The organism is Sphaerochaeta sp. UBA5849 (genome assembly GCA_002432715.1).
GTDB lineage: Bacteria > Spirochaetota > Spirochaetia > Sphaerochaetales > Sphaerochaetaceae > Sphaerochaeta.
In genome coordinates this window covers 20821-41262 of the sequence record DJGJ01000059.1, presented here as the reverse complement: position 1 = coordinate 41262, position 20442 = coordinate 20821, and the positions used below count along the sequence as shown (strand labels likewise).

Here is a 20442-nt window from a genome sequence, read left to right as displayed (position 1 = left end):
AATAAAAAACCGCCGTCACAACAACAGCGGCTTCACCCAAACGGGTTCCTGATTCATTGAAGAGGCACTTCGGGGGCTTAGTTTTCCTCTTTGTCGCTCTTCTCAGCCTTCTTGGCTGGTTTATCGGCCTTCTTGGCAGCCTTTTCAGCTTTCTTCTCGGCCTTCTTCTCGGGCTTTGCGGTCTTCTCAACCAGCTCGAGGATTACCATCTCGGCAGCGTCACCGAGGCGGTTGCCGGTCTTCAGGATGCGGGTATACCCGCCCTTCCGCTCGACAAACAAGGGAGCGATCTCTGTAAAAAGCTTTACAGCAACAGCTTCGTCGGTGATGTCCCGGGCGATCAGACGGCGATTTGCAACACTGTCAATCTTGGCGCGGGTAATCATCTTCTCTGCCATTCTGCGAACTTCCAGAGCCTTTGCCTTGGTGGTCTCAATCCGTTCATATCTGAACAGGGAGGTCACCATGTTGCGCTTGAGGGCCTTGCGGTGAGCAGAGTTCCTACTAAGCGCATTGAATCCAATCCTATGCTTCATTCTCTTCTTCCTTGTTCCCAGGTACTTTGATTGCTGTCTTCAGAATACTGTAGTCCGTCATCCCGAGACTGAGATTCCATTCTTTCAGCTTTTCCTTGATCTCCTGGAGGCTCTTCTTGCCGAAGTTCCTCGTCTTTGCAATCTCTTCCTCAGTCTTCTTGGTGAGATCGCCGATTGTACGGATGTTGGCATTCTTCAGGCAGTTGCTGGAGCGAACGGTGAGTTCGAGCTCCTCAACCGAGGTAGTGAGAATCTTGCGGACCCTCTCTTCCTCTTCGTTGACCTCATCATTGTTGCTGATCAGAGTCTCGTCGAAGTTGATGAAGATCTGGAAGTACTCCTTCGCAATCTTCGCAGCTTCAGCAAGAGCATTCTGCGGTGCAATCGTACCATCGGTGTAGATTTCCAGTGTAAGCTTGTCGTAATCGCTGCGATAGCCGACACGGGTGGGTTCAATCGAATACTTGACGCGGGTAACCGGTGAGAATGTGGCGTCGATGGGAATGGTCCCGATCTCTTCCACATACTTCTCGTTGATTTCAGACGGGACATAGCCCCTACCAAGGTCAATCTGGACCTCCATCTCGATGTTGGCATCATCCATCATCGTGAAAAGAACCAAATCCTTGTTGGTGATCTCAACCTGGTCACGCTCGAAGTTTGCGCCGGTTACAATGCCGGGCCCCTTGCACTCGATGAGGAGGTTGGTTCCCTCCGAATCCTCGGGCATCCTGATCTGAAGTTTCTTCAGTGCAGCAATAATGTCGGCGATATCCTCGCGGACCCCTGGAAGCTGCTCATACTCGCTGGAAATCAGGTGGGGAACACCATCCTCATTGAAGCTGGTGAACTTGACGGCAGTGACGGCATACCCCTGGATAGATGAGAGGAGCACCCTCCTGAGCGTGTTTCCGATCGTGGTTCCAAAACCTCTCTCAAACGGATAGGCAATGAATTTTCCATAGTTCGGCTCAACTGCGCTGTGTTCGAAGGTTATCCCCTTGGGCTTCTTGAAGCCCTTCAGAAGGTTTTTGCGTGCCATGGTTACTCCTTATCTGGAATACAACTCGACAACCAACTGTTCGTTGATCTTCTCGAGCTCGGTGACTTCACTTCTCCTCGGAACAGCTATGAAGGTACCCTTCATCGCATCCACGTCCAGGCTCAGCCACTGGCAGACACCGGACTTGGTGTATTCCTTGAGGTTTTCTTTAATCATAAGCATCTTCTGACCCTTGGCACCAACGCTGACTACGTCACCGGGGCGCAGGCGGTAGGAAGGAATGCTTACACGCTTTCCATTCACGAAAATGTGACCATGGTTGACGAATTGAGCTGCCTGGTTGCGGCTGGCTGCAAAGTGGAGGCGGAACACCACATTGTCGAGCCTCTGCTCCAAAAGCATGATCAAATTCTCACCAGTCTTACCGGGAATTCTTGCTGCTTCGTCGAATGTCAGCTTGAACTGCTTCTCGAGCATGCAATAGGTTCTCTTCAGTTTCTGCTTTTCGCGCAGCTGCAAGCCGTAATCGGTCGGCTTCTTGGAACGTGCGCGGGGATCCTTGCCCGGAAGGCCGGTGGACTTTACATCGTTCATCGGGCACTTGCCGCTGTGGCAACGCTCTCCCTTGAGGAACAACTTGGTCCTCTCAGCCCTGCAATATCTGCACTTAGGTCCAGTATATCTTGCCATGTATCTGCTATCTCCTCATCAGACTCTTCTACTCTTGCGAGGTCTGCATCCATTGTGGGGGATGGGGGTGACGTCACGGATGGATCGGACCTTCAGTCCAAGCACACCCAACGTTCTGATGGCGCTCTCACGGCCAACGCCTGGTCCCTTCACAAATACGTTCACTTCCTGCAGTCCGCTGTCCATAGCAGCCTTGGCTGCCTTCTCGGCAGTGGTCTGTGCTGCATAGGGGGTGGACTTCTTGGCACCGCGGAACCCAAGTCCGCCGGCACTTGCCCAAGATACCGCATTCCCGTTGAGGTCGGTTACGGTAACAATGGTATTGTTGAAGGTCGCCTGAATATAGACGTTCCCTTCATATACCGTCTTCTTGACTTTACGCTTTGCTGTAGCCATATGGTACCTGCTCCTTATTTCTTCTTAGCCGCAACGGTCTTCTTCTTACCCTTGCGAGTACGGGCATTGGTCTTAGTCCTCTGTCCATGTACCGGAAGACCCTTACGATGACGAAGGCCACGGTAGCAGCCAATGTCCATAAGGCGTTTGATATTCAGAGCGACCTCTGTTCTCAGACGTCCCTCAACCTTGTACTCTTCCTCGATTACCTTACGAAGTACTGCAAGATCCTCGCTGGAAAGGGTGTTGATGTTGGTATCGGGATTAATATTTGTTTTCTTACAAATTTCAACCGCCGAAAACCTACCGATCCCGTAGATATAGGTCAAGGCGATTTTCACTGCCTTGTTCGGCAAATCTACACCTGCAATTCTCGCCATTCATGGCCTCCTGAATTTCTCTTATAGAGTAGGAAGGCTTGCGCCGAACCCTGTTATCTCTGTCTCTGCTTGTGCTTGGGATTGTCACAAATAATGCGGACCACCCCATTCCGTCTGACTACTTTGCACTTGTCACAAATCGGTTTGACACTTGCTCTTACTTTCATGTTCTAGCTCCTAGCCTAAATATGTTTTGACTTCCTGCCACCCACATTGAACCCATCGTAGTGGTGCATTTTCATGACACCCTCAATCTGGCGCATGGTATCCAGGTCAACGCCGACAAGAATCAGCAATGACGTTCCACCGAAGAGCATGGCCACCGTCGAGGGGAAGTTGAAGAACTTCTGTACCAGCGTGGGAATCAAGGCGATGAAAGCCAAGAAAATGGAGCCGGGAAGAACGATGCGGTTGAGAACCCTTGTCAGGTACTCTTCCAATTTCTCGGACCGTACACCGGGAACCGAGCCACCATTCTCGCGAATCTGCTTGGCCATCTCTACCGGGTTCATAGACACCTGCGTATAGAAGAAAGCAAACGCTATGATCAACAGGGCGTAGATAATCAGATAAGGGGCACCCTGCGGATTCAGCCAATTGGCAAAGGCGGCAAGCCACCTTACTTCCGGGCCCAAGGTAGTAGCGATCTGCAACGGGAAAGAGAGCAATGCGCTTGCGAAAATTACCGGAATAACGCCCGAGGGGTTGACCTTGATGGGGATGTACGTACTTTGTGCACCGTACATCTTCCGGCCTACCACACGCTTTGCGTAGTTCACGGGAATCTTGCGGACGCCTTGCTCCTCGTACACGACGAGAGCGACAACCACCAAGAACATCACAAAAACCACCAAGACAACAATCGGATTCAGCACACCCGCGGAGATGCTTCTGAACAAGACCGACATGGCCTCGGGGAATCTTGCCACGATACCGGCGAAGATCAACAAGCTGATACCGTTTCCGATACCCCACTGGGTGATCTTGTTACCGATCCAAATCAAGAGCATCGATCCGGTGGTCACAGTCAGCATTGCCACCAACGTGAACGGAAGGACGCCCATAGTCATCACGCCGGGAATGGAATTGGCGTAGATGGTTACTACATACGACTGAATCAGACAAACAACAATCGTACCATATCTGGTGTACTGCTGAATTTTCTTGTGGCCTGACGGATCTTGAGCCAGCTTCTTCAAGGATGGGATGACCAACATCAGCAGCTGCACAATAATCTGCGTGCTGATATACGGCATGACACCAAGCATAAAGAGAGAGAAGTTGGAAAATGCTCCGCCGGAGAAGAAGTTCAAATACTCAGTCAGACCGATATTGGAACTTGAGCTCTGTGAAAGAAAAAACAGTTTCAGAACCTCCGGATCAATTCCCGGAATTGGAATCACGGCCCCGATCCTGCTGACGATCAGCAGGCCCAGGGTAATGAATATCTTCTTCCGAAGATCCTTGATTCTATACATCTCAACTAAGGAGTTTGCCATAAAGCCCTTCTTTGTTATCTGATTTCGCCGCCCGCAGCCTTAATCTTTTCGATTGCGCTTGCGGAAACCTTCAGTCCGTCAATAACTACCTTCTTGGTCAGTTCCCCATTGCTCAGGATTTTTGCCTGTGCATTGAAACCCTTGACCAACCCAGCGTCCTTAAGGGCGTCGAGGGTAACTACATCTCCATCTTCAAAGTTGGCGGAAATCACATCGAGGGATACGACCTCATACTCCTGCTTGAATACGCTGTTCGAGAAACCCCTGCGAGCGACACGGCGGTACAGAGGCATCTGACCGCCCTCGAAGCCAAGACGGACACCACCGCCGGAACGGGATTTCTGTCCATCGTGACCCCTACCGCTGGAGCGGCCCTTCGAGGAAGCGCCTCGACCAACGATAGTCTTTTTCATATTGGCACCCTTGGGTGCTTTGATCTGTCCCATCTTACATCTCCTCGACTTTCACAAGGTGAGCTACTACACGGACCATCCCAAGGTTTGCAGGGGTGGCGTCATGTACAACCGAGCTGGAAATCTTGCCGAGTCCCAGAGCCTTGACAGTCCTGCGCTGATTAGGCAGGCAGCCGGCGAGGCCTTTGACCAGGGTGACCTTGATCTTCTTTGCTTCAGCCATCATCTTACCCCCACATCTCGCTCAGGGACTTGCCCCGATTCTTCGCAACAACCTTTGCATCAAACAGGTGCTCCAGTGCATCGAATGCAGCCTTTACCGTATTGATGGAGTTCTTGGAGCCAAGGCTCTTGCTCAGGATATCATTGATACCGCATGCATCGCAAATGGCGCGCACAGCACCGCCGGCGATAACACCGGTTCCGGGTACTGCGGGCTTGAGAAGCACACTGGCACTCTTGTAATTGCCGACGATCTCGTGAGGAATTGAAGACTTCTTCACCGGAACGACAATCATATTGACCTTTGCACGATCGACGGCCTTGCGAATAGCTTCGGTTACGTCGTTGGCCTTGCCAAATCCGTATCCAACCTTACCGTTCTGGTCGCCTACGACCACCAGGGCCGAGAAGGAGAACCTTCTACCACCCTTGACAACCTTGGCAACACGGTTGAGCTTGATCAGCTTCTCGACATACCCGTCGTTCTTATTGTTATCTCTTTCTCTGGATCTTTCCACAGTTTCCCCCTAGAACTTGACGCCGGCTTTACGTGCGCCGTCAGCGATGCTCTTGACAATGCCGTGGAACAGATAGCCGTTACGATCGAACACACAGGTATCGATGTTCTTCTCGAGCATTTTCTTCCCGACGGCCTCTCCAAGCTTGGCTGCATCGGCAACATTGTTCTTCAAGCCCTTCAATTCACCTTCCATGGAGCTGGCGGACACAAGGGTGCACCCGGCCACATCGTCGATGACCTGAACATACATGTGGGAGTTGCTGCGGAATACGCTCATCCTTGGCTTGCTGGCAGTACCGGAGATGTTCTTGCGAATATGATGCTTGCGGCGAGCAAGCTTCTTCCTCTTGTCGATTACTCTATTCATCTTTCTTACCTACCCACTATTTCTTTGCCGAAGCGGTCTTACCAGCCTTGCGACGGATGACCTCGTTATCGTACCGAATACCCTTGCCCTTATACGGCTCAGGTCCGCGGAGGGAGCGAATCTCGGCACAAGTCTGTCCGACAAGCTGCTTGTCAATGCCGCTGAAGACAACCTTGTTGGGGTTCTCAACAGTAGCAGTGATTCCCTGGGGAATTACAACTTCAAACAATTCGGAGAAGCCGAGGTTCAGCGTCAGCAGATTCCCTTTCAGGTCGGCACGATAACCGACACCATTGATCAGCAGGGTGCGGGAGAATCCTTTGGAGACGCCCTCGACCATGTTGTTGATCAACTGGCGATAGAGACCTTGGAAAGCATTGGCTTCCTTGGACTCATCCCTGGGAGCAACCTTGACCTCGGTACCCTTGATGGTGACTACCACTTCAGAACGGGTAGGGCAAGTAAGCTTTCCCTTCGGACCTTCGACATGAACAACACCATCGGTGACGGCAATCTTCACCCCTTGAGGTACTGTGATCGGCAATTTTCCAATTCTGGACATGTTATACCACCTTACCAAATAGAGCAGATCAGCTCACCACCGACCTTGTTCTCAGTCGCCTTCTTACCGGTAATGATACCAGCAGAAGTGGATACTACAACAACACCATGTCCGTTGTACACACGGGGCATATCCCTGTATCCGGTATAAATCCGGCGTCCAGGAGTGGAAATGCGTTCAATCCCGTGCAACACAGGCCCCTGAGTCTCGTCATATTTCAAGAAAACGCGGATGTACGAAATACCATCCTTCGTCACCTTCTTGAAGTTCTTGATAAATCCCTCATTCTTGAGAATCTTCACGATCTGAAGCTTCATCTTTGAAGTGGAGATATCTACTTTTTCATGCTTAGCCAAACTAGCATTTCTGATTTTGGTCAGCATATCAGCAACTGGATCACTTACAGCCATTTTTCTCTCCTACCAACTGGATTTGGTAACACCAGGAATCTGGCCTTCACTTGCCAATTTGCGGAAGCAGATCCTGCACATATCGAACTGGCGCATATAGCCACGGGGTCTGCCGCACACTTTACAGCGGTTGACGTGTCTGGTACTGAACTTGGGTTCCCTATTGGCCTTTACGATCATTGATTTCTTTGCCATATGTCTCCACCCTTATTTGCTGAAGGGCATGCCAAGCTTTGCAAGCAGGGCGTAGCCTTCTTCATCGGTCTTCGCGGTCGTAACAATGGCGATATTGAAGCCGCTGACACGCTCGATCTTGTCGAAGTCGATTTCCGGAAAAATAATCTGCTCGGTGATGCCAAGCGAATAGTTTCCATGACCGTCAAAAGCATTAGGCTTTACACCCTTGAAGTCCTTGACGCGGGGAAGAGCAATACTAATCAACCGTTCCAGGAAAAACCACATGTTATCCCCGCGAAGGGTGACCATGGCGCCAATCTCCTGACCCTCGCGGACCTTGAAGTTGGCAATGGACTTCCTGGCCTTGGTTTTCAGTACATGCTGACCGGTGATCTGCTCGAGCTCTTTCACAGCAGCATCGAGAAGCTTCTTATTGGTAATAGCCTCGCCGACACCAACACTGACAACAATCTTTTCCAAGGCTGGAATCTGCATCTTGGAGGTGTAGCCAAGTTCCTTGAACAGGGCAGGTGCCACAGTTTCGAGGTATTTCGTTTTAAGGTTTGGTACGAACTTTTCCATTAGATCACTTCCCCGGTTTTCTTGGCATAGCGGACTTTGTTTCCACTTTCATCAAACTTGTACCCGATCCTGGTAGGCTCACCCTTGCTGGTGACATACGCAACGTTGGAAACGTGGATCGGAGCCTCGATTTCCATGATGCCGCCCTTATCCTGCGAATTCTTCTTTTTCATGGTCTTCTTGACCATGTTGGCACCCTGGACGACGACCCTCTCATTCTCACGGTCTACCTTTACGATTTTGCCGGACTTTCCTTTGTCCTTTCCAGCAATAATCAGTACGGTGTCGTTCTTCTTAAGCTTCATGTGCACACTCCTACAACACTTCCGGCGCGAGTGAAACGATCTTCATGTACTTGTCACGCAGCTCTCTAGCTACGGGCCCGAAGATACGCTTGCCGCGCGGGTTATTGTTGGCATCGATGATAACACAAGCATTGTCATCGAACCTGATATAGGTACCGTCAGGTCGGCGGTATTCCTTCTTTGTCCTCACAATGACCGCCTTCATGACGTCACCCTTCTTGATGGCGCCGTGGGGCAGGGCATTCTTTACAGCAACCACAATAATATCACCGATGCCGGCAACATACCGGTGGCTGCCGCCAAGCACCTTGATGCACTGCACCTGCTTGGCACCACTGTTGTCCGCAACATTCAAATACGTCTGCATCTGTACCATATCGTCTCTCTCCTATTAGCGAGCGCGCTCGACGATCTGCACGAGACGCCAGCACTTATCTTTGCTGATGTGGCGGCTTTCAACAATACGTACTGTGTCGCCGATATTGGCCTCGTTCCTTTCATCATGTGCCTTCACTTTCTTGGTGGTGGTCACATACTTCTTATACAGGGGATGCAGTCTTCTGGAGGAGATGGCCACGACAATAGTCTTGTCCATCTTGTCACTGACCACCTGGCCGGTAAAACTCTTCTTGTTAACTTCCATCTGAATCGCTCTCCCTTACTTTGCCGCTTTCCGGATTCCGAGCTCATATTCACGAATGCGGGTATTCACACGAGCGATATTCCGCCTGATGGTGCGAACAGCAAGCGGATTTTCCACATGCCCGAGCACTCTTCCCATGCGAAGGTCAAAATACTCTTTGTGCAGCTTTTCCTTCTTGGCAGTCAGCTCGTCAAGGGTCAAATCATTATATGAATTTTTCATACTCTCACTCCACTTCCCTTCTGGCGACAAACTTCGTCTTAATCGGAAGCTTGGACGCTGCAAGCGCCAATGCTTCACGAGCCAGCTCTTCAGTAACGCCGCCCATTTCAAACATGACAGCACCGGTCTTTACCACAGCAACCCAGCCTTCGGGAGCGCCTTTACCGTTACCCTGACGGGTTTCAGCAGGCTTCTTGGTGTAAGGCATGTCGGGGAAAATCCTGATCCAAACCTTACCACCGCGCTTGATATGACGGGTCATCGCGATACGAGCTGCCTCAATCTGGCGGTTTGTAATCCACTTCGGCTCGAGAGCCAACAGGGCATACTCACCAAAAGCAATCGTAATTCCGCGATGGGCAACACCATCGGTGGTACCACGCTGTTTCTTTCTATATTTTACTCTCTTTGGACTAAGCATGGCCTACTAACTCCTTGCCTCAAGGCTTTCGCTCTTGCTGGGCTTTCTTACCAACCCGCCGGCGTCCTCTTTGATTGTACGATCGTAGATTTCACCATTGAATACCCAAACCTTGACGCCAATGACACCAAAGGTAGTATTAGCAGTAGCAAAACCATAGTCGATGTCGCTGCGCAGGGTATGAAGAGGAACACGTCCTTCCTTCATCCACTCCGAGCGTGCAATTTCTGCACCACCGATACGACCGCTCAGCCTGATCTTCACACCCTGGGCACCACTCTGAATCGCCTTGGAAACAGCAGTCTTCATTGCTCTGCGGAAAGAACCGCGGGATACAAGCTGCTTGGCGACGTTCATGGCGATCAACTGGGCATCCGCCTCGGGCTTCTTGATTTCCTTGATCTTAATCTGCACCTTCTTGTTGGAAAGCTTCTGCAGACGTTCACCAAGCTTCTCAACATTAGCACCCTTGCTTCCAATAATGATGCCGGGGCGGCTGGTGGTGATTACAATCGTAATGCGCTGAGGCTTGCGGATGATTTCAACATCGGAAATTTCAGCACCCTGGACTTCCGGGCATTCAACCAAAGCCTTTCTCAGCTTCAAATCTTCGTGCAGGGTCTCTGCATACTCCCTGGGGTCCACATACCATTTGGACTTCCAGGTCTTGTTGACTCCAAGACGGAGTCCAATAGGATTAACTTTCTGGCCCATTTATTTCCTCACGCTTGCTTTTTCGTCAACGACGACGGTAATGTGTGACATCCTCTTAAGCAGAATATCCCGTCTTCCATGGGATCTCGGCCAGACTCTCTTGAGCCTCGGACCCTCGTTAACCTGCAACTCCTTGATCACAAGATTCTCTTCATCGATCTTCTTGTTCTGATCAAGAGCATTTGCACAAGCGGATTGCAACACTTTCAGGATCAAATTCGATCCCTTCTGGGGCATAGCCTCGAGAATTGCAACAGCCTCCACATAGGACTTATTCCTCACAAGATTGGCGACGGGGCGAACCTTGGAAGGAGATACCATCAGATACTTTGCAGTTGCTGAGTAACCTTTCTTTTCTTCCATATTAGTACCCATTGCGATTAACCAACCTTCTTGTCGGATGCATGCCCGCGGAAGATTCTGGTGGGTGAAAACTCACCAAGCTTGTGCCCTACCAGGTTCTCCGTCACAAATACAGGAATCCAAGTCTTTCCGTTGTAGACGGAAATCGTGAATCCCACCATTTCAGGGATGATCGTTGAACAGCGGGAATAAGTCTTGATCATCTGCTTCTGATTAGTCTTGAGAGACTCCTGAATCCTCTTATACAATTTCTTCTCAATAAAAGGACCTTTTTTGATTGATCTAGCCACTTTCTTCTCCTACTTCCGCTTCTTCACGATAAAGGCACCGGAAGGCTTCTTCTTGGAACGAGTCTTGCCACCCTTGGTCGGCTTACCCCACGGGGTAACAGGGTTGCGTCCAGCTGCAGTCTTGCCTTCACCACCACCATGCGGGTGATCGATCGGGTTCATTGCAACACCGCGAACCTTGGGCCTTCTTCCCAGGTGACGGCTTGCGCCGGCCTTTCCGAGGCTGACATTCATATGGTCTTCATTGCCGAGCTGCCCGAGGGTAGCATAACACTCACCGAACACCATGCGCATTTCACCGGAGGGGAGGCGCAGCGTTACATAGTCACCTTCCTTGGCGACAACGGTTGCACCAAGACCTGCAGAGCGGACAAGCTGTCCACCGCGACCGAGGGTGAGCTCAACGTTGTGGACCATCAACCCAAGGGGCACTTTCTTCAAAGGAAGAGCATTGCCGCTCTGAATGGGAGCATCAGGTCCGCTGACCACGGTGGTCCCTACGGTCAGTCCCTTCGGAGCAATCATGTAGCGCTTCTCGCCGTCGGCATAGAATACCAAGGCAATGTTTGCACTGCGGTTCGGATCGTATTCGATAGTCTTGACAATTCCGGGAATGCCGTACTTGTCGCGCTTGAAATCGATAATACGATATGCACGCTTATGGCCACCGCCTCTACGGCGAACACTGATGCGCCCGAAAGTATCCCGACCAGCCTTCTTGGTAAGGCCGACGGTCAAGGACTTCTCAGGCTTGCTGGCAGTCAGCTCGCTGAAGACCAAAGTAGTCTTCTGGCGAAGGCCGGGAGTATTGGGCTTGTAAGTTTTTAGAGCCATGTTCCAACTTCTCCTTATACGCCTTCGATGGCCTGGATGGTTGCACCCTTGGCCAAGGTTACGACAGCCTTCTTCCAATCACCGGTGTTACCAAGGATGCTGCCACCCTTACCGCGGGAATACTTCGGCTTGCCCTTTACAATCATCACGTTGCAATCGGCAACCTCAACTCCAAACAGCTCCTTTACAGCAGCCTTGATCTGGAATTTATTGCTGTCCATGTGGACCTTGAACGTGTACTTTTTCGTTTCGCCTTCACGAGCAATGTTTGTTTTTTCGCTCAGAACGGGCTCGATGATAATTTGATCTGCTCTCATTTCCGGTCCCCTTATTTGTCGCCGTAGAAATCGTTCAGATTTTTAGCGGCACCTTCCAGAACCAAGAGCTTTCTTCCATACAGCAGTTCCTTTGCAGAAAGCCTGTTGTATGAGAGAACACGCAGGTACGGAATGTTCCTCGCAGCGCGGCGCACCATCTCATCATCATCCTTCAAGATCAGGATGGTTCTGGACTCATCCTTCACAAAATTCTTGATGATCTGGTTCAAATCCTTGGTCTTGCCACTTTCAATGGAGAAATCCTCAACTACTACGAGGCGCTCCTCCTTGACCCCCAAAGAGAGCAGGCTCTTCATGGCAAGCCTCTTCATCTTCTTGGGAAGGGTGTAGCTATAATCACGCGGCTTGGGTCCGAAAATCGTACCACCACCAACCCAGATGGGAGACTTCTTGTCACCGGCACGTGCGTTACCGGTTCCCTTCTGTTTGTATGGCTTTACGTTGCTGTAATGGACCTCAGCGCGGGTCTTCGTGCATGCAGTACCGACACGCCGGTTTGCAAGCTCGTTGTTTACGGCATAATAAATGGATCCGTCACTCACTTCTCTGTTGAACACTTGATCATTCAACTCAATGCTTCTGACTTCACTGCCGTCAATTGAAAAGACTTTCGTTTCCATATATCTCGCCCCTACTTCTTAATCGCTTTCTTGACGATGACGACACTCTGGGCGGGGCCAGGGATTGCACCCTTAACCATAAGGACCTGCATCTCTTCATCGACACGGACGACCTTCAGGTTCTGAACCGTCATCCTCTCATTACCCATGTGGCCGGCCATTCGGTGACCCTTGAACGTGCGGGCAGGGGTGGATGACATTGCAGTACCACCGATATCGCGGTGGAACTTGGAACCGTGGGTGGCGCGACCGCCAGAGAAGCCATGACGCTTCATACCACCGGCATAACCCTTACCTTTCGTAGTCCCGGTGACGTCCACAAAGGCGGCGTCCTTGAATATATCCACGCCCAACACCTCGCCGACGGTAAGTTCCTTGTCATAGTCACGGAACTCAATGACATGCTGCTTCGGCTCACACACATCGGTGAACTGCCCTGCATACGGCTTGGTGATAGTGCTTTTTTTCTTGTCAATGGAACCCAGGACGGCAGCACTATATCCGTGCTTTTCGTCAGTACGTTCCCCGACAACAACATTGCCCTCAATTTTTATTACAGTCACGGGTGTGAGCCTGCCTTGCGCATCAAACACCTGTGTCATTCCAACTTTTTTGCCGATAAGCCCTAACATCTCTTACCTCAACTCTCTTACTGTTTAATCTCTACATCCACACCGGCAGGGAGCTCAAGCTTCATGAGGGCATCCATGACTTTTGATGTAGGATCCAAAATGTCAATCAACCTTTTGTGGGTTCTCATCTCGAATTGTTCACGAGACTTTTTATTGACAAAGGGCGATCTCAGGACAGTGTACTTGTTAATACGAGTCGGGAGAGGAACAGGCCCGGACACAGTAGCGCCAGCCCTGACGACAGTTTCAACGATAGCTTTAGAGCTCTGTTCAACAAGCTCAATATCAAAGCCTCTCAACCTTACTCGAATTCTTTCTTTAGCCATTATTCCTCCAAAAAACGGGCCTTGCCATCACCAACCGATGATGGCAAGACATTCGTCAATGAACTCAGTCGATAATCTCGGTTACCTGACCGGAAGCAACGGTTCTACCACCTTCGCGGATAGCGAAGCGGAGGCCCTTGTCCATGGCGATCGGGTGAATCAGCTCAACAATAATCTCGGTGTGGTCACCAGGCAGAACCATCTGCTTGCCTTCGGGCAGGTTTACCGTACCAGTGATGTCAGTGGTGCGGAAATAGAACTGCGGGCGATAGCCGCTGAAGAACGGAGAGTGACGACCGCCTTCATCCTTGCTCAATACGTACACGGTACCATTGAACTTGGCGTGGGGCATGATCGACTTGGGCTTTGCCAGAACCTGGCCGCGAACAACGTCCTTCTTGTCAACACCGCGCAGCAGTGCTCCGATGTTGTCACCAGCCTGACCTTCGTCGAGCAGCTTGTTGAACATCTCAACGCCGGTTACGACGGTGTCACGGGTTTCCTTGATACCGACGATGGAAGCAGGATCGTTGACCTTGATGATACCGCGTTCGATACGACCGGTAACAACGGTACCGCGACCGGAGATGGAGAAGATGTCTTCAATCGGCATCAGGAAGGGCTGGTCAACAGCACGCTCCGGAAGCGGAATATAGGTGTCCATGGCTTCGAGCAGCTCGTCGAGGCACTTGGTCTTCTCAGGATTGTCAGGCTCGGTCATGGCTTCATAGGCGCTGCCGCGGATTACCGGAGCGTTGTCGCCATCGAATCCCTGTGCACGAAGCAGGTCGCGCATCTCTTCCTCAACGAGATCGATCAATTCAGGATCGTCAACCTGGTCGCACTTGTTGATGAACACGATCAAGCAGGGTACACCAACCTGGCGGGCAAGAAGGATGTGCTCCTTGGTCTGAGCCATGGCTCCGTCGGTTGCTGCAACGACGATGATGGCGCCGTCCATCTGAGCAGCACCGGTGATCATGTTCTTGATGTAGTCAGCGTGACCCGGGCAGTCAACGTGAGCATAGTGCCTGTTGGTGGACTGATACTCAACGTGTCTGGTGTTAATGGTAATACCACGCTCTTTTTCTTCAGGGGCGTTGTCAATTGCATCGTAAGCGAGTGCCTTATCGCCGAACAGTCTTGCACAGTGCATGGTAATTGCTGCGGTAAGGGTAGTCTTGCCATGGTCAACGTGACCGATGGTTCCTACGTTTACGTGTGGCTTGTTCCTCTGAAATTTCTCTTTTGCCATCATTTCCTCCTTGTGACGTTCCATAGACGGTCACAAAAATAATTAATATGTGCTCATAAAGGCCCAAAGCCTTTACCATTCCGATTGAGACAAACTAATTACTTGGAAACATGACATAAGAGGATTCCAGAGGTCCTCAGGCCTGGAGAATCCATCCTGACGACATAGTATAAGTTTTTTAAAAAACTTCGTACTGCCTGAAACCACCTTATCATTGCTTCTGCAATAATTGGTTTGGCTCTTCATAGCACCGCATAGGCATAGCTGTGCGGACACCTTAAGCACTATATGCGAAAGCAGTTTTTATGTCAAGCAATACTCTTTTGTTTATATACAGATACAAAAAAAACCGGCTTTTCTTTTGAAAAAGCCGGATTTTCTTTGGTATAGGACTACCAACGGTAGTGACTGAAAGCCTTGTTGGCCTCTGCCATCCTGTGGGTGTCTTCCTTCTTCTTGAAGGCGGAACCGGTATTCTGGAAGGCATCAAGGAGCTCGGCACCGAGCTTCTCAGCCATGCTGCGACCATTGCGATTGCGGGCGGCGGTGATAATCCAACGCATTGCAAGCGCTTCGCGGCGATTGTCACGAATCTCAACAGGAACCTGATAGGTGGCACCACCGACACGGCGGCTCTTTACTTCTACAACAGGCTTCACATTTTCCAAGGCTTTGAGAAATACGTCCAACGGCTTCTCACCGGTCTTCTCGCCAAGGCTGGCCATAGCCTGGTAGATGATCCTGGTGCTGATGGACTTCTTGCCATCCACCATCATGCGGCAGATGAACTTCTCAACAATGACACTCCCATAGACGGGATCGGGCAATACTTCCCTGACGGGAGCAGTAGTTCTTCTTGACATATTCCATCTCCTCCCTTATCAAGCCTTGGGTCTCTTCGCACCATACTTGGAGCGACTTCTCTTCCGATCTGCAACACCGAGGGTATCCTTGGCACCGCGGACAATGTGATAGCGAACACCGGGAAGGTCCTTGACCCTTCCACCGCGCAGAAGAACAACAGAGTGCTCCTGCAGATTGTGTCCGATACCGGGAATGTACGCGGTAACTTCAATACCGTTGGAAAGGCGCACACGGGCGACCTTTCTCAGAGCAGAGTTCGGCTTCTTCGGGGTGACGGTCATAACCCTGGTGCAAACACCACGCTTCTGGGGACAACCTTCAAGGGCTGGGGACTTGGTCTTGTTGCGGACGCTTGTCCTCCCTTTTCTGATCAGCTGATTAATAGTAGGCATCTTGTAGACACACTCCCTTTTCTTTCTTTGATCCACCGCCTCTCACAAAAGCAGGGATCTGCGCCACCCCTACGGGCAGCGCCTCGTATGTAAAATCCGTACCCAGCATGGACACAGCGGTGTGGTTTTTACACGAGTCGTTCCAGGCTGTGGATACGCCGACAGGCGCATCCATCACTCCTCGTCCAAATCGTCCACATCCACGGTATCACCTACGGATTTCATGTCTGCCAAATCTTCGACGTCGAAATCATCGTCATCAATCATCTCTTGACGCCTGGACTCCTTGACCGCATCAACTTTCTGCTGCAGTGCAAGCAACTCCTCGTCCTTGAGTTTCACATCACGGTACTTCTTCATGCCGGTTCCGGCAGGAATGAGGTGGCCGATGATGACGTTCTCTTTCAGACCGCGCAACTCATCTTTACTACCAGCAATTGCTGCGTTTGTCAAGACCTTGGTAGTCTCCTGGAAGGAGGCTGCACTGATGAAGGAGTCGATGCTCAAGGATGCACGGGTGATGCCAAGCAGCAACGGCCTTGCAACAGCAGGCTCGCCGCCTTCGGCGATCACCCGGTCATTTTCCTCGAAGAACCGATACTTATCAACCTGCTGCCCATGAATCAGGTTGGTATCACCGACATGGACAACCTCGACCTTGCGGAGCATCTGCCTGACAATGATGCCAAGGTGCTTGTCGTTGATCTGTACACCCTGCATGCGGTAAACCTCCTGAACCTCGTCCACCAGGAAGGACTGCAAAGCGTTCTCCCCGAGGATGTCCAGGATGTCGTGCGGATCCACAGAGCCGTCACACAGTGCCTCGGCAGCTTCCACCGAGTCGCCGTCACGTACCAACAGATTCCTGCCCATCGGTACCATGTGCTTGTACTCATGGCCGTACGGATCGGTGATCACGATGGTCCGCTTGCCCTTGACGATTGATGCAAAGCTTACCAAGCCTGCAACCTGGGCAAGGATTGCCGCGTTGCGGGGCCTTCGAGCCTCGAAAAGCTCGCCGACACGGGGAAGACCACCGGTGATATCCTTGGTCTTGACACCTTCCTTCAGCAGCTTGGCAAGAATGGTGCCCTTATAGACCTTGGCATTATCATTGATCTGCAGATACGAGCCGCCGGGCAACAGATATGCTGCAAGCACATCGCCCTTTCCGTGCTCTGCACTCGTAATCTCGATGCGGGGCTGGAGCGACTCCAAACTGTGTTCGGTAATCTTCTTCTCGATATTGCCTGTCTCTTCGTTCACTTCCTCGATCAAGGTGGTTCCCAGCTTGATATCGACGAAGTTGACAAAACCGCCTACTTCAGCCAACACAGGTTCACTGAATGGGTCGAAGGAGACAATCGGAGTCTTCGCCTCCACAAACTGGCCGCTTGCAACCAAGAGCTCGGAACCGGTCTTGACCACCTGACTGGTGGAGTGGCCGACAAGATACACCTTGGAACCGACAATCTTTACCGACCCGTTCTCTCCACTGGTCACTTCCTTGCCCTTCTTCAGGTACAACGGGGTTCCCTTGGCTACAATCGATCCATCCTCAACCAACAAGGAGTCGTATTGACCTTCATCAATAACGGCATTGACACGGAAATATTCGATGTGGCCCTTGCGGGTGAATACATCGATCGAGTCACTCTCTCGGACGACCCTGGTTCCGGTGATGTTGCCGATAAGCACGGGATAGTTGAAAGTAAGCTTGTTCTCCTCTGCACTCGTCGAAGCAGTACCACCGACGTGGAACGTACGCATCGTCAGCTGGGTACCCGGCTGACCGATGGACTGGGCGGCGATGATGCCGACCGCCTCACCGATGACAACCGGCCTGTTGGTTGCAAGATTGCGGCCGTAGCACTTGCGGCAGACACCGTGTTTCGCTTCACAGGTTAGCACAGTCTTCAGCAATACGCTCTCAATACCGGCTTCCTCGATCTTGAGGGCGGTAGCCTCATCGATTTCGACATTGGCCTGGGCAATGACCTGACGGGAGAAGGGATGCATGACATCCTCGACGGGACAGCGTCCGACGATGCGCTCGGACAGCGATTCGATAATCTCATCACCATCCTTGAGAGCTCCTCTCCAGATACCGTTGATTGTGTGGCAGTCATCCTCATTGATGACAACATCCTGGCTGATATCAACCAGACGGCGGGTAAGGTACCCTGCCTCAGCAGTCTTGAGTGCGGTATCGGACAGACCTTTACGGGCACCGTTGGTGGAAATGAAAAACTCGATGATCGAAAGACCTTCCTTGAAGTTCGACTTGATGGGGAATTCGATGACGTCGCCGGACGGCTTTGCCATCAAACCGCGCATACCACCAAGCTGCCTGATCTGGGTCTTCGATCCTCGAGCACCGGAGTCAGCCATGAGGAACAGCGGGTTGAAGCCGTTCTGGCTGCTTCGCAACTCACCCATCAAAGCGTCGGTAAGCTGGTCATTGGTCTGTGTCCAGACCTCGATGACCCTGTTGTACCGTTCTTCCTGGGTGATATGACCCTGGCGATACTGCTCGAGAATTCTCTGCTGCTCGTTGTTCGCCTTACTGACCAATTCCTGCTTGGCGGCGGGAACGATCATATCCGACAGGCCGATGGTTGCACCGAAGAGCGTTGCATACTTGTAACCGATATCCTTGATGGAGTCGAGCATCTCAACGGCGATGGAGTTGTCGTTGGCCTTCAGGGTGTCACCGATCAAAGCCTTGAGCTCCTTGTCTCCGAGGGTTGCGTTCTGGAACGGAACACTCTTGGGAAGGACGGAATTAAAAAGAACGCGGCCGGGAGTGGTCTCAATCTTGGTCCCATTCTCCAGCTTGTAGCGAATCCTCGCATTATAGGAGAGCAGTCCGGTATCAAGAGCCGCCTCAAGCTCGTCGATATTGTCAAAATACTTGCCTTCGCCGGCGGCACCCTTCATGTCACGGGTCAGGTAGTTGATACCAAGAACCATGTCCTGAGAAGGATAGACGATCGGTTTTCCGTTTGCGGGGTCGAGCAGGTTTGTAACACTGAGCATCAGCGTCCAACACTCAAGCTGGGCTGCATGCGTCAACGGTACGTGCACCGCCATCTGGTCGCNNCGTCGAAGTCGGCGTTGTAGGCATGACATACCAGCGGATGCAGCTTGATGGCCTTTCCATCCACGAGGACGGGGTCGAAAGCCTGAATGCCAAGACGGTGCAGCGTAGGTGCACGGTTGAGCAGGACAGGGTGTTCCTTGACAACTTCATCAAGGATGGACCATACGGCATCGGTCTCTTCCTCAACCAGGCTCTTCGCCTTCTTGATATTGTAGACAACGCCATCCTGTACCAGCTTCTTCATGATGAAAGGCTTGTACAGCTCAAGGGCCATCTTCGAAGGAAGACCGCACTGGTGCATTCTCAGCTCGGGACCGACAACGATTACCGAACGTCCGGAGTAGTCAACACGCTTTCCGAGCAAGTTCTGTCGGAACCTGCCCTGCTTGCCCTTCAGCATGTCGGAGAGGCTCTTCAACGGCCTGTTGCTCGCGCCCTTGACAACCCGCTTGCGCTTTGAGTTGTCAAAGAGAGCATCCACCGCTTCCTGAAGCATACGCTTCTCATTGCGGATGATGATGTCCGGTGCGTTGAGCTTGACCAAACGGTCAAGACGGTTGTTTCGGTTGATCACGCGACGATACAGGTCATTCAGGTCGCTGGTGGCAAAACGGCCGCCATCGAGCTGTACCATGGGCCTGAGATCGGGGGGAATGACAGGAATGACGGTGAGAATCATCCACTCAGGGCGGTTGCCGCTGTCACGGAAGTTTTCACACACCTCGATGCGCTTGAGCAGGCGCTTGTCAGCCTTGTCTCCCTTGAGGCGCATCTGTTCGCGAAGATCGCGAGAGAGTTCCTCGAGGTCGAGATTGACCAAAAGCTTGCGTACCGCCTCGGCACCCATGCCTGCCTCAAAAGAGTCGCCATACTGCTCACGAGCCTGCCAGTACTCCTCTTCGGAAAGCAACTGCTTGCTCTTCAGATTGGTATCCCCTGCGTTGATCACTACATATTTCTCATAGTAAAGAATGCTCTGCAGGGAGTTGCGGGTAATATCGAGCAGCATGCTCATACGGCTGGGAACCGAGCGATAGTACCAAATATGGGAAACCGGGGCCGCCAAGGTGATGTGACCCATGCGTTCACGACGCACCTTGGTATTGGTAACCTCGACACCACACCGGTCGCAAATGACACCCTTGTAGCGAATCGATTTGAATTTACCGCAGTAGCACTCCCACTCCTTGGTCGTACCGAAAATCTTTTCGCAGAAAAGACCATCGCGCTCCGGACGAAGGGTGCGGTAGTTGATCGTCTCCGGCTTCTTCACCTCGCCGTAGGACCAATCCTTGATCTGTTCCGGCGAAGCCAGCTTTATCATGATGCTATCGAAATCTTGAATTTCTTTCATCCGTACTTC

Annotated in this window: 31 protein-coding genes and 1 pseudogene; all 32 read right to left on the bottom strand. The window is 51.6% G+C overall.

Annotated features, from left to right (window positions below):
* Positions 1-77 precede the first annotated feature (77 nt).
* Positions 78-536 (bottom strand): 50S ribosomal protein L17, encoded by a 459-nt coding sequence (gene rplQ, locus B3K89_RS10335; protein ID WP_293896068.1) that lies wholly within the window; start codon positions 534-536, stop codon positions 78-80.
* Positions 526-1578 (bottom strand): DNA-directed RNA polymerase subunit alpha, encoded by a 1053-nt coding sequence (locus B3K89_RS10330; protein ID WP_293896065.1) that lies wholly within the window; start codon positions 1576-1578, stop codon positions 526-528. The genes rplQ and B3K89_RS10330 overlap by 11 nt, the downstream gene beginning before the upstream one ends.
* Before the next feature lie 9 nt (positions 1579-1587).
* Complete coding sequence (gene rpsD, locus B3K89_RS10325; protein WP_293896062.1) at positions 1588-2229, bottom strand: 30S ribosomal protein S4; 642 nt, start codon at positions 2227-2229, stop codon at positions 1588-1590.
* Between the two features lie 18 nt (positions 2230-2247).
* Positions 2248-2625, bottom strand: a complete 378-nt coding sequence (gene rpsK / locus B3K89_RS10320; RefSeq protein ID WP_013608479.1) for a 30S ribosomal protein S11 — start codon at positions 2623-2625, stop codon at positions 2248-2250.
* Positions 2626-2639: 14 nt separating this feature from the next.
* Complete coding sequence (rpsM, locus tag B3K89_RS10315) at positions 2640-3005, bottom strand: 30S ribosomal protein S13 (protein WP_293896059.1); 366 nt, start codon at positions 3003-3005, stop codon at positions 2640-2642.
* 53 nt (positions 3006-3058) lie between these two features.
* Positions 3059-3172, bottom strand: coding sequence for a 50S ribosomal protein L36 (gene rpmJ / locus B3K89_RS10310; protein WP_013608481.1), 114 nt, complete (start codon positions 3170-3172; stop codon positions 3059-3061).
* A 15-nt stretch (positions 3173-3187) separates the two neighbouring features.
* Entirely contained in the window at positions 3188-4504 is a 1317-nt protein-coding gene (gene secY, locus B3K89_RS10305; protein ID WP_293896055.1) for a preprotein translocase subunit SecY, read from the bottom strand.
* A gap of 14 nt (positions 4505-4518) precedes the next feature.
* On the bottom strand, positions 4519-4950 hold the full coding sequence (gene rplO / locus B3K89_RS10300; protein ID WP_293896052.1) for a 50S ribosomal protein L15: 432 nt from the start codon (positions 4948-4950) through the stop codon (positions 4519-4521).
* Position 4951: 1 nt separating this feature from the next.
* On the bottom strand, positions 4952-5140 hold the full coding sequence (gene rpmD / locus B3K89_RS10295) for a 50S ribosomal protein L30 (RefSeq protein ID WP_293896049.1): 189 nt from the start codon (positions 5138-5140) through the stop codon (positions 4952-4954).
* Between the two features lie 4 nt (positions 5141-5144).
* On the bottom strand, positions 5145-5657 hold the full coding sequence (rpsE, locus tag B3K89_RS10290; RefSeq protein ID WP_293896046.1) for a 30S ribosomal protein S5: 513 nt from the start codon (positions 5655-5657) through the stop codon (positions 5145-5147).
* 9 nt (positions 5658-5666) lie between these two features.
* Positions 5667-6026 (bottom strand): 50S ribosomal protein L18, encoded by a 360-nt coding sequence (gene rplR / locus B3K89_RS10285; protein ID WP_293896043.1) that lies wholly within the window; start codon positions 6024-6026, stop codon positions 5667-5669.
* Positions 6027-6042: 16 nt separating this feature from the next.
* Entirely contained in the window at positions 6043-6588 is a 546-nt protein-coding gene (rplF, locus tag B3K89_RS10280) for a 50S ribosomal protein L6 (RefSeq protein WP_293896041.1), read from the bottom strand.
* Positions 6589-6599: 11 nt separating this feature from the next.
* Positions 6600-6998 (bottom strand): 30S ribosomal protein S8, encoded by a 399-nt coding sequence (gene rpsH, locus B3K89_RS10275; RefSeq protein ID WP_244772288.1) that lies wholly within the window; start codon positions 6996-6998, stop codon positions 6600-6602.
* A 9-nt stretch (positions 6999-7007) separates the two neighbouring features.
* A complete protein-coding gene (locus B3K89_RS10270) occupies positions 7008-7193 on the bottom strand; it encodes a type Z 30S ribosomal protein S14 (protein ID WP_293896038.1) in 186 nt (61 codons plus the stop codon).
* Between the two features lie 12 nt (positions 7194-7205).
* The gene (gene rplE / locus B3K89_RS10265; protein WP_293896035.1) at positions 7206-7757 is read right to left on the bottom strand and encodes a 50S ribosomal protein L5; all 552 of its coding nucleotides are present in this window, start codon (positions 7755-7757) and stop codon (positions 7206-7208) included.
* Complete coding sequence (rplX, locus tag B3K89_RS10260) at positions 7757-8062, bottom strand: 50S ribosomal protein L24 (RefSeq protein WP_293896032.1); 306 nt, start codon at positions 8060-8062, stop codon at positions 7757-7759. The genes rplE and rplX overlap by 1 nt, the downstream gene beginning before the upstream one ends.
* A gap of 10 nt (positions 8063-8072) precedes the next feature.
* Positions 8073-8438 carry a 50S ribosomal protein L14 gene (gene rplN, locus B3K89_RS10255; protein WP_244772290.1) on the bottom strand — a complete coding sequence of 122 codons (366 nt, stop codon included), beginning with the start codon at positions 8436-8438 and terminating at the stop codon, positions 8073-8075.
* 15 nt (positions 8439-8453) lie between these two features.
* Positions 8454-8705, bottom strand: a complete 252-nt coding sequence (gene rpsQ, locus B3K89_RS10250; RefSeq protein WP_293896026.1) for a 30S ribosomal protein S17 — start codon at positions 8703-8705, stop codon at positions 8454-8456.
* A 15-nt stretch (positions 8706-8720) separates the two neighbouring features.
* A complete protein-coding gene (gene rpmC, locus B3K89_RS10245; protein ID WP_293896023.1) occupies positions 8721-8927 on the bottom strand; it encodes a 50S ribosomal protein L29 in 207 nt (68 codons plus the stop codon).
* 4 nt (positions 8928-8931) lie between these two features.
* Entirely contained in the window at positions 8932-9348 is a 417-nt protein-coding gene (gene rplP / locus B3K89_RS10240; protein WP_293896020.1) for a 50S ribosomal protein L16, read from the bottom strand.
* A 6-nt stretch (positions 9349-9354) separates the two neighbouring features.
* Positions 9355-10062, bottom strand: a complete 708-nt coding sequence (gene rpsC / locus B3K89_RS10235) for a 30S ribosomal protein S3 (protein ID WP_293896017.1) — start codon at positions 10060-10062, stop codon at positions 9355-9357.
* Positions 10063-10425 (bottom strand): 50S ribosomal protein L22, encoded by a 363-nt coding sequence (gene rplV, locus B3K89_RS10230; protein ID WP_293896015.1) that lies wholly within the window; start codon positions 10423-10425, stop codon positions 10063-10065. It lies immediately after the preceding gene.
* A gap of 17 nt (positions 10426-10442) precedes the next feature.
* Positions 10443-10715, bottom strand: a complete 273-nt coding sequence (gene rpsS / locus B3K89_RS10225) for a 30S ribosomal protein S19 (RefSeq protein ID WP_013608498.1) — start codon at positions 10713-10715, stop codon at positions 10443-10445.
* 9 nt (positions 10716-10724) lie between these two features.
* Complete coding sequence (gene rplB / locus B3K89_RS10220; protein WP_293896012.1) at positions 10725-11549, bottom strand: 50S ribosomal protein L2; 825 nt, start codon at positions 11547-11549, stop codon at positions 10725-10727.
* 14 nt (positions 11550-11563) lie between these two features.
* A complete protein-coding gene (rplW, locus tag B3K89_RS10215; RefSeq protein ID WP_293896009.1) occupies positions 11564-11866 on the bottom strand; it encodes a 50S ribosomal protein L23 in 303 nt (100 codons plus the stop codon).
* A gap of 11 nt (positions 11867-11877) precedes the next feature.
* Positions 11878-12507, bottom strand: a complete 630-nt coding sequence (gene rplD, locus B3K89_RS10210) for a 50S ribosomal protein L4 (RefSeq protein ID WP_293896006.1) — start codon at positions 12505-12507, stop codon at positions 11878-11880.
* An 11-nt stretch (positions 12508-12518) separates the two neighbouring features.
* On the bottom strand, positions 12519-13139 hold the full coding sequence (gene rplC, locus B3K89_RS10205) for a 50S ribosomal protein L3 (protein ID WP_288014520.1): 621 nt from the start codon (positions 13137-13139) through the stop codon (positions 12519-12521).
* A 17-nt stretch (positions 13140-13156) separates the two neighbouring features.
* Positions 13157-13465 carry a 30S ribosomal protein S10 gene (rpsJ, locus tag B3K89_RS10200; RefSeq protein ID WP_013608503.1) on the bottom strand — a complete coding sequence of 103 codons (309 nt, stop codon included), beginning with the start codon at positions 13463-13465 and terminating at the stop codon, positions 13157-13159.
* Between the two features lie 64 nt (positions 13466-13529).
* Positions 13530-14720, bottom strand: a complete 1191-nt coding sequence (gene tuf / locus B3K89_RS10195) for an elongation factor Tu (protein ID WP_293896000.1) — start codon at positions 14718-14720, stop codon at positions 13530-13532.
* A 392-nt stretch (positions 14721-15112) separates the two neighbouring features.
* Entirely contained in the window at positions 15113-15583 is a 471-nt protein-coding gene (gene rpsG, locus B3K89_RS10190; protein ID WP_293895997.1) for a 30S ribosomal protein S7, read from the bottom strand.
* An 18-nt stretch (positions 15584-15601) separates the two neighbouring features.
* Entirely contained in the window at positions 15602-15976 is a 375-nt protein-coding gene (gene rpsL, locus B3K89_RS10185; RefSeq protein WP_013608506.1) for a 30S ribosomal protein S12, read from the bottom strand.
* Positions 15977-16150: 174 nt separating this feature from the next.
* Positions 16151-20433 (bottom strand): annotated as a pseudogene (rpoC, locus tag B3K89_RS10180) (DNA-directed RNA polymerase subunit beta').
* Between the last annotated feature and the right edge of the window lie 9 nt (positions 20434-20442).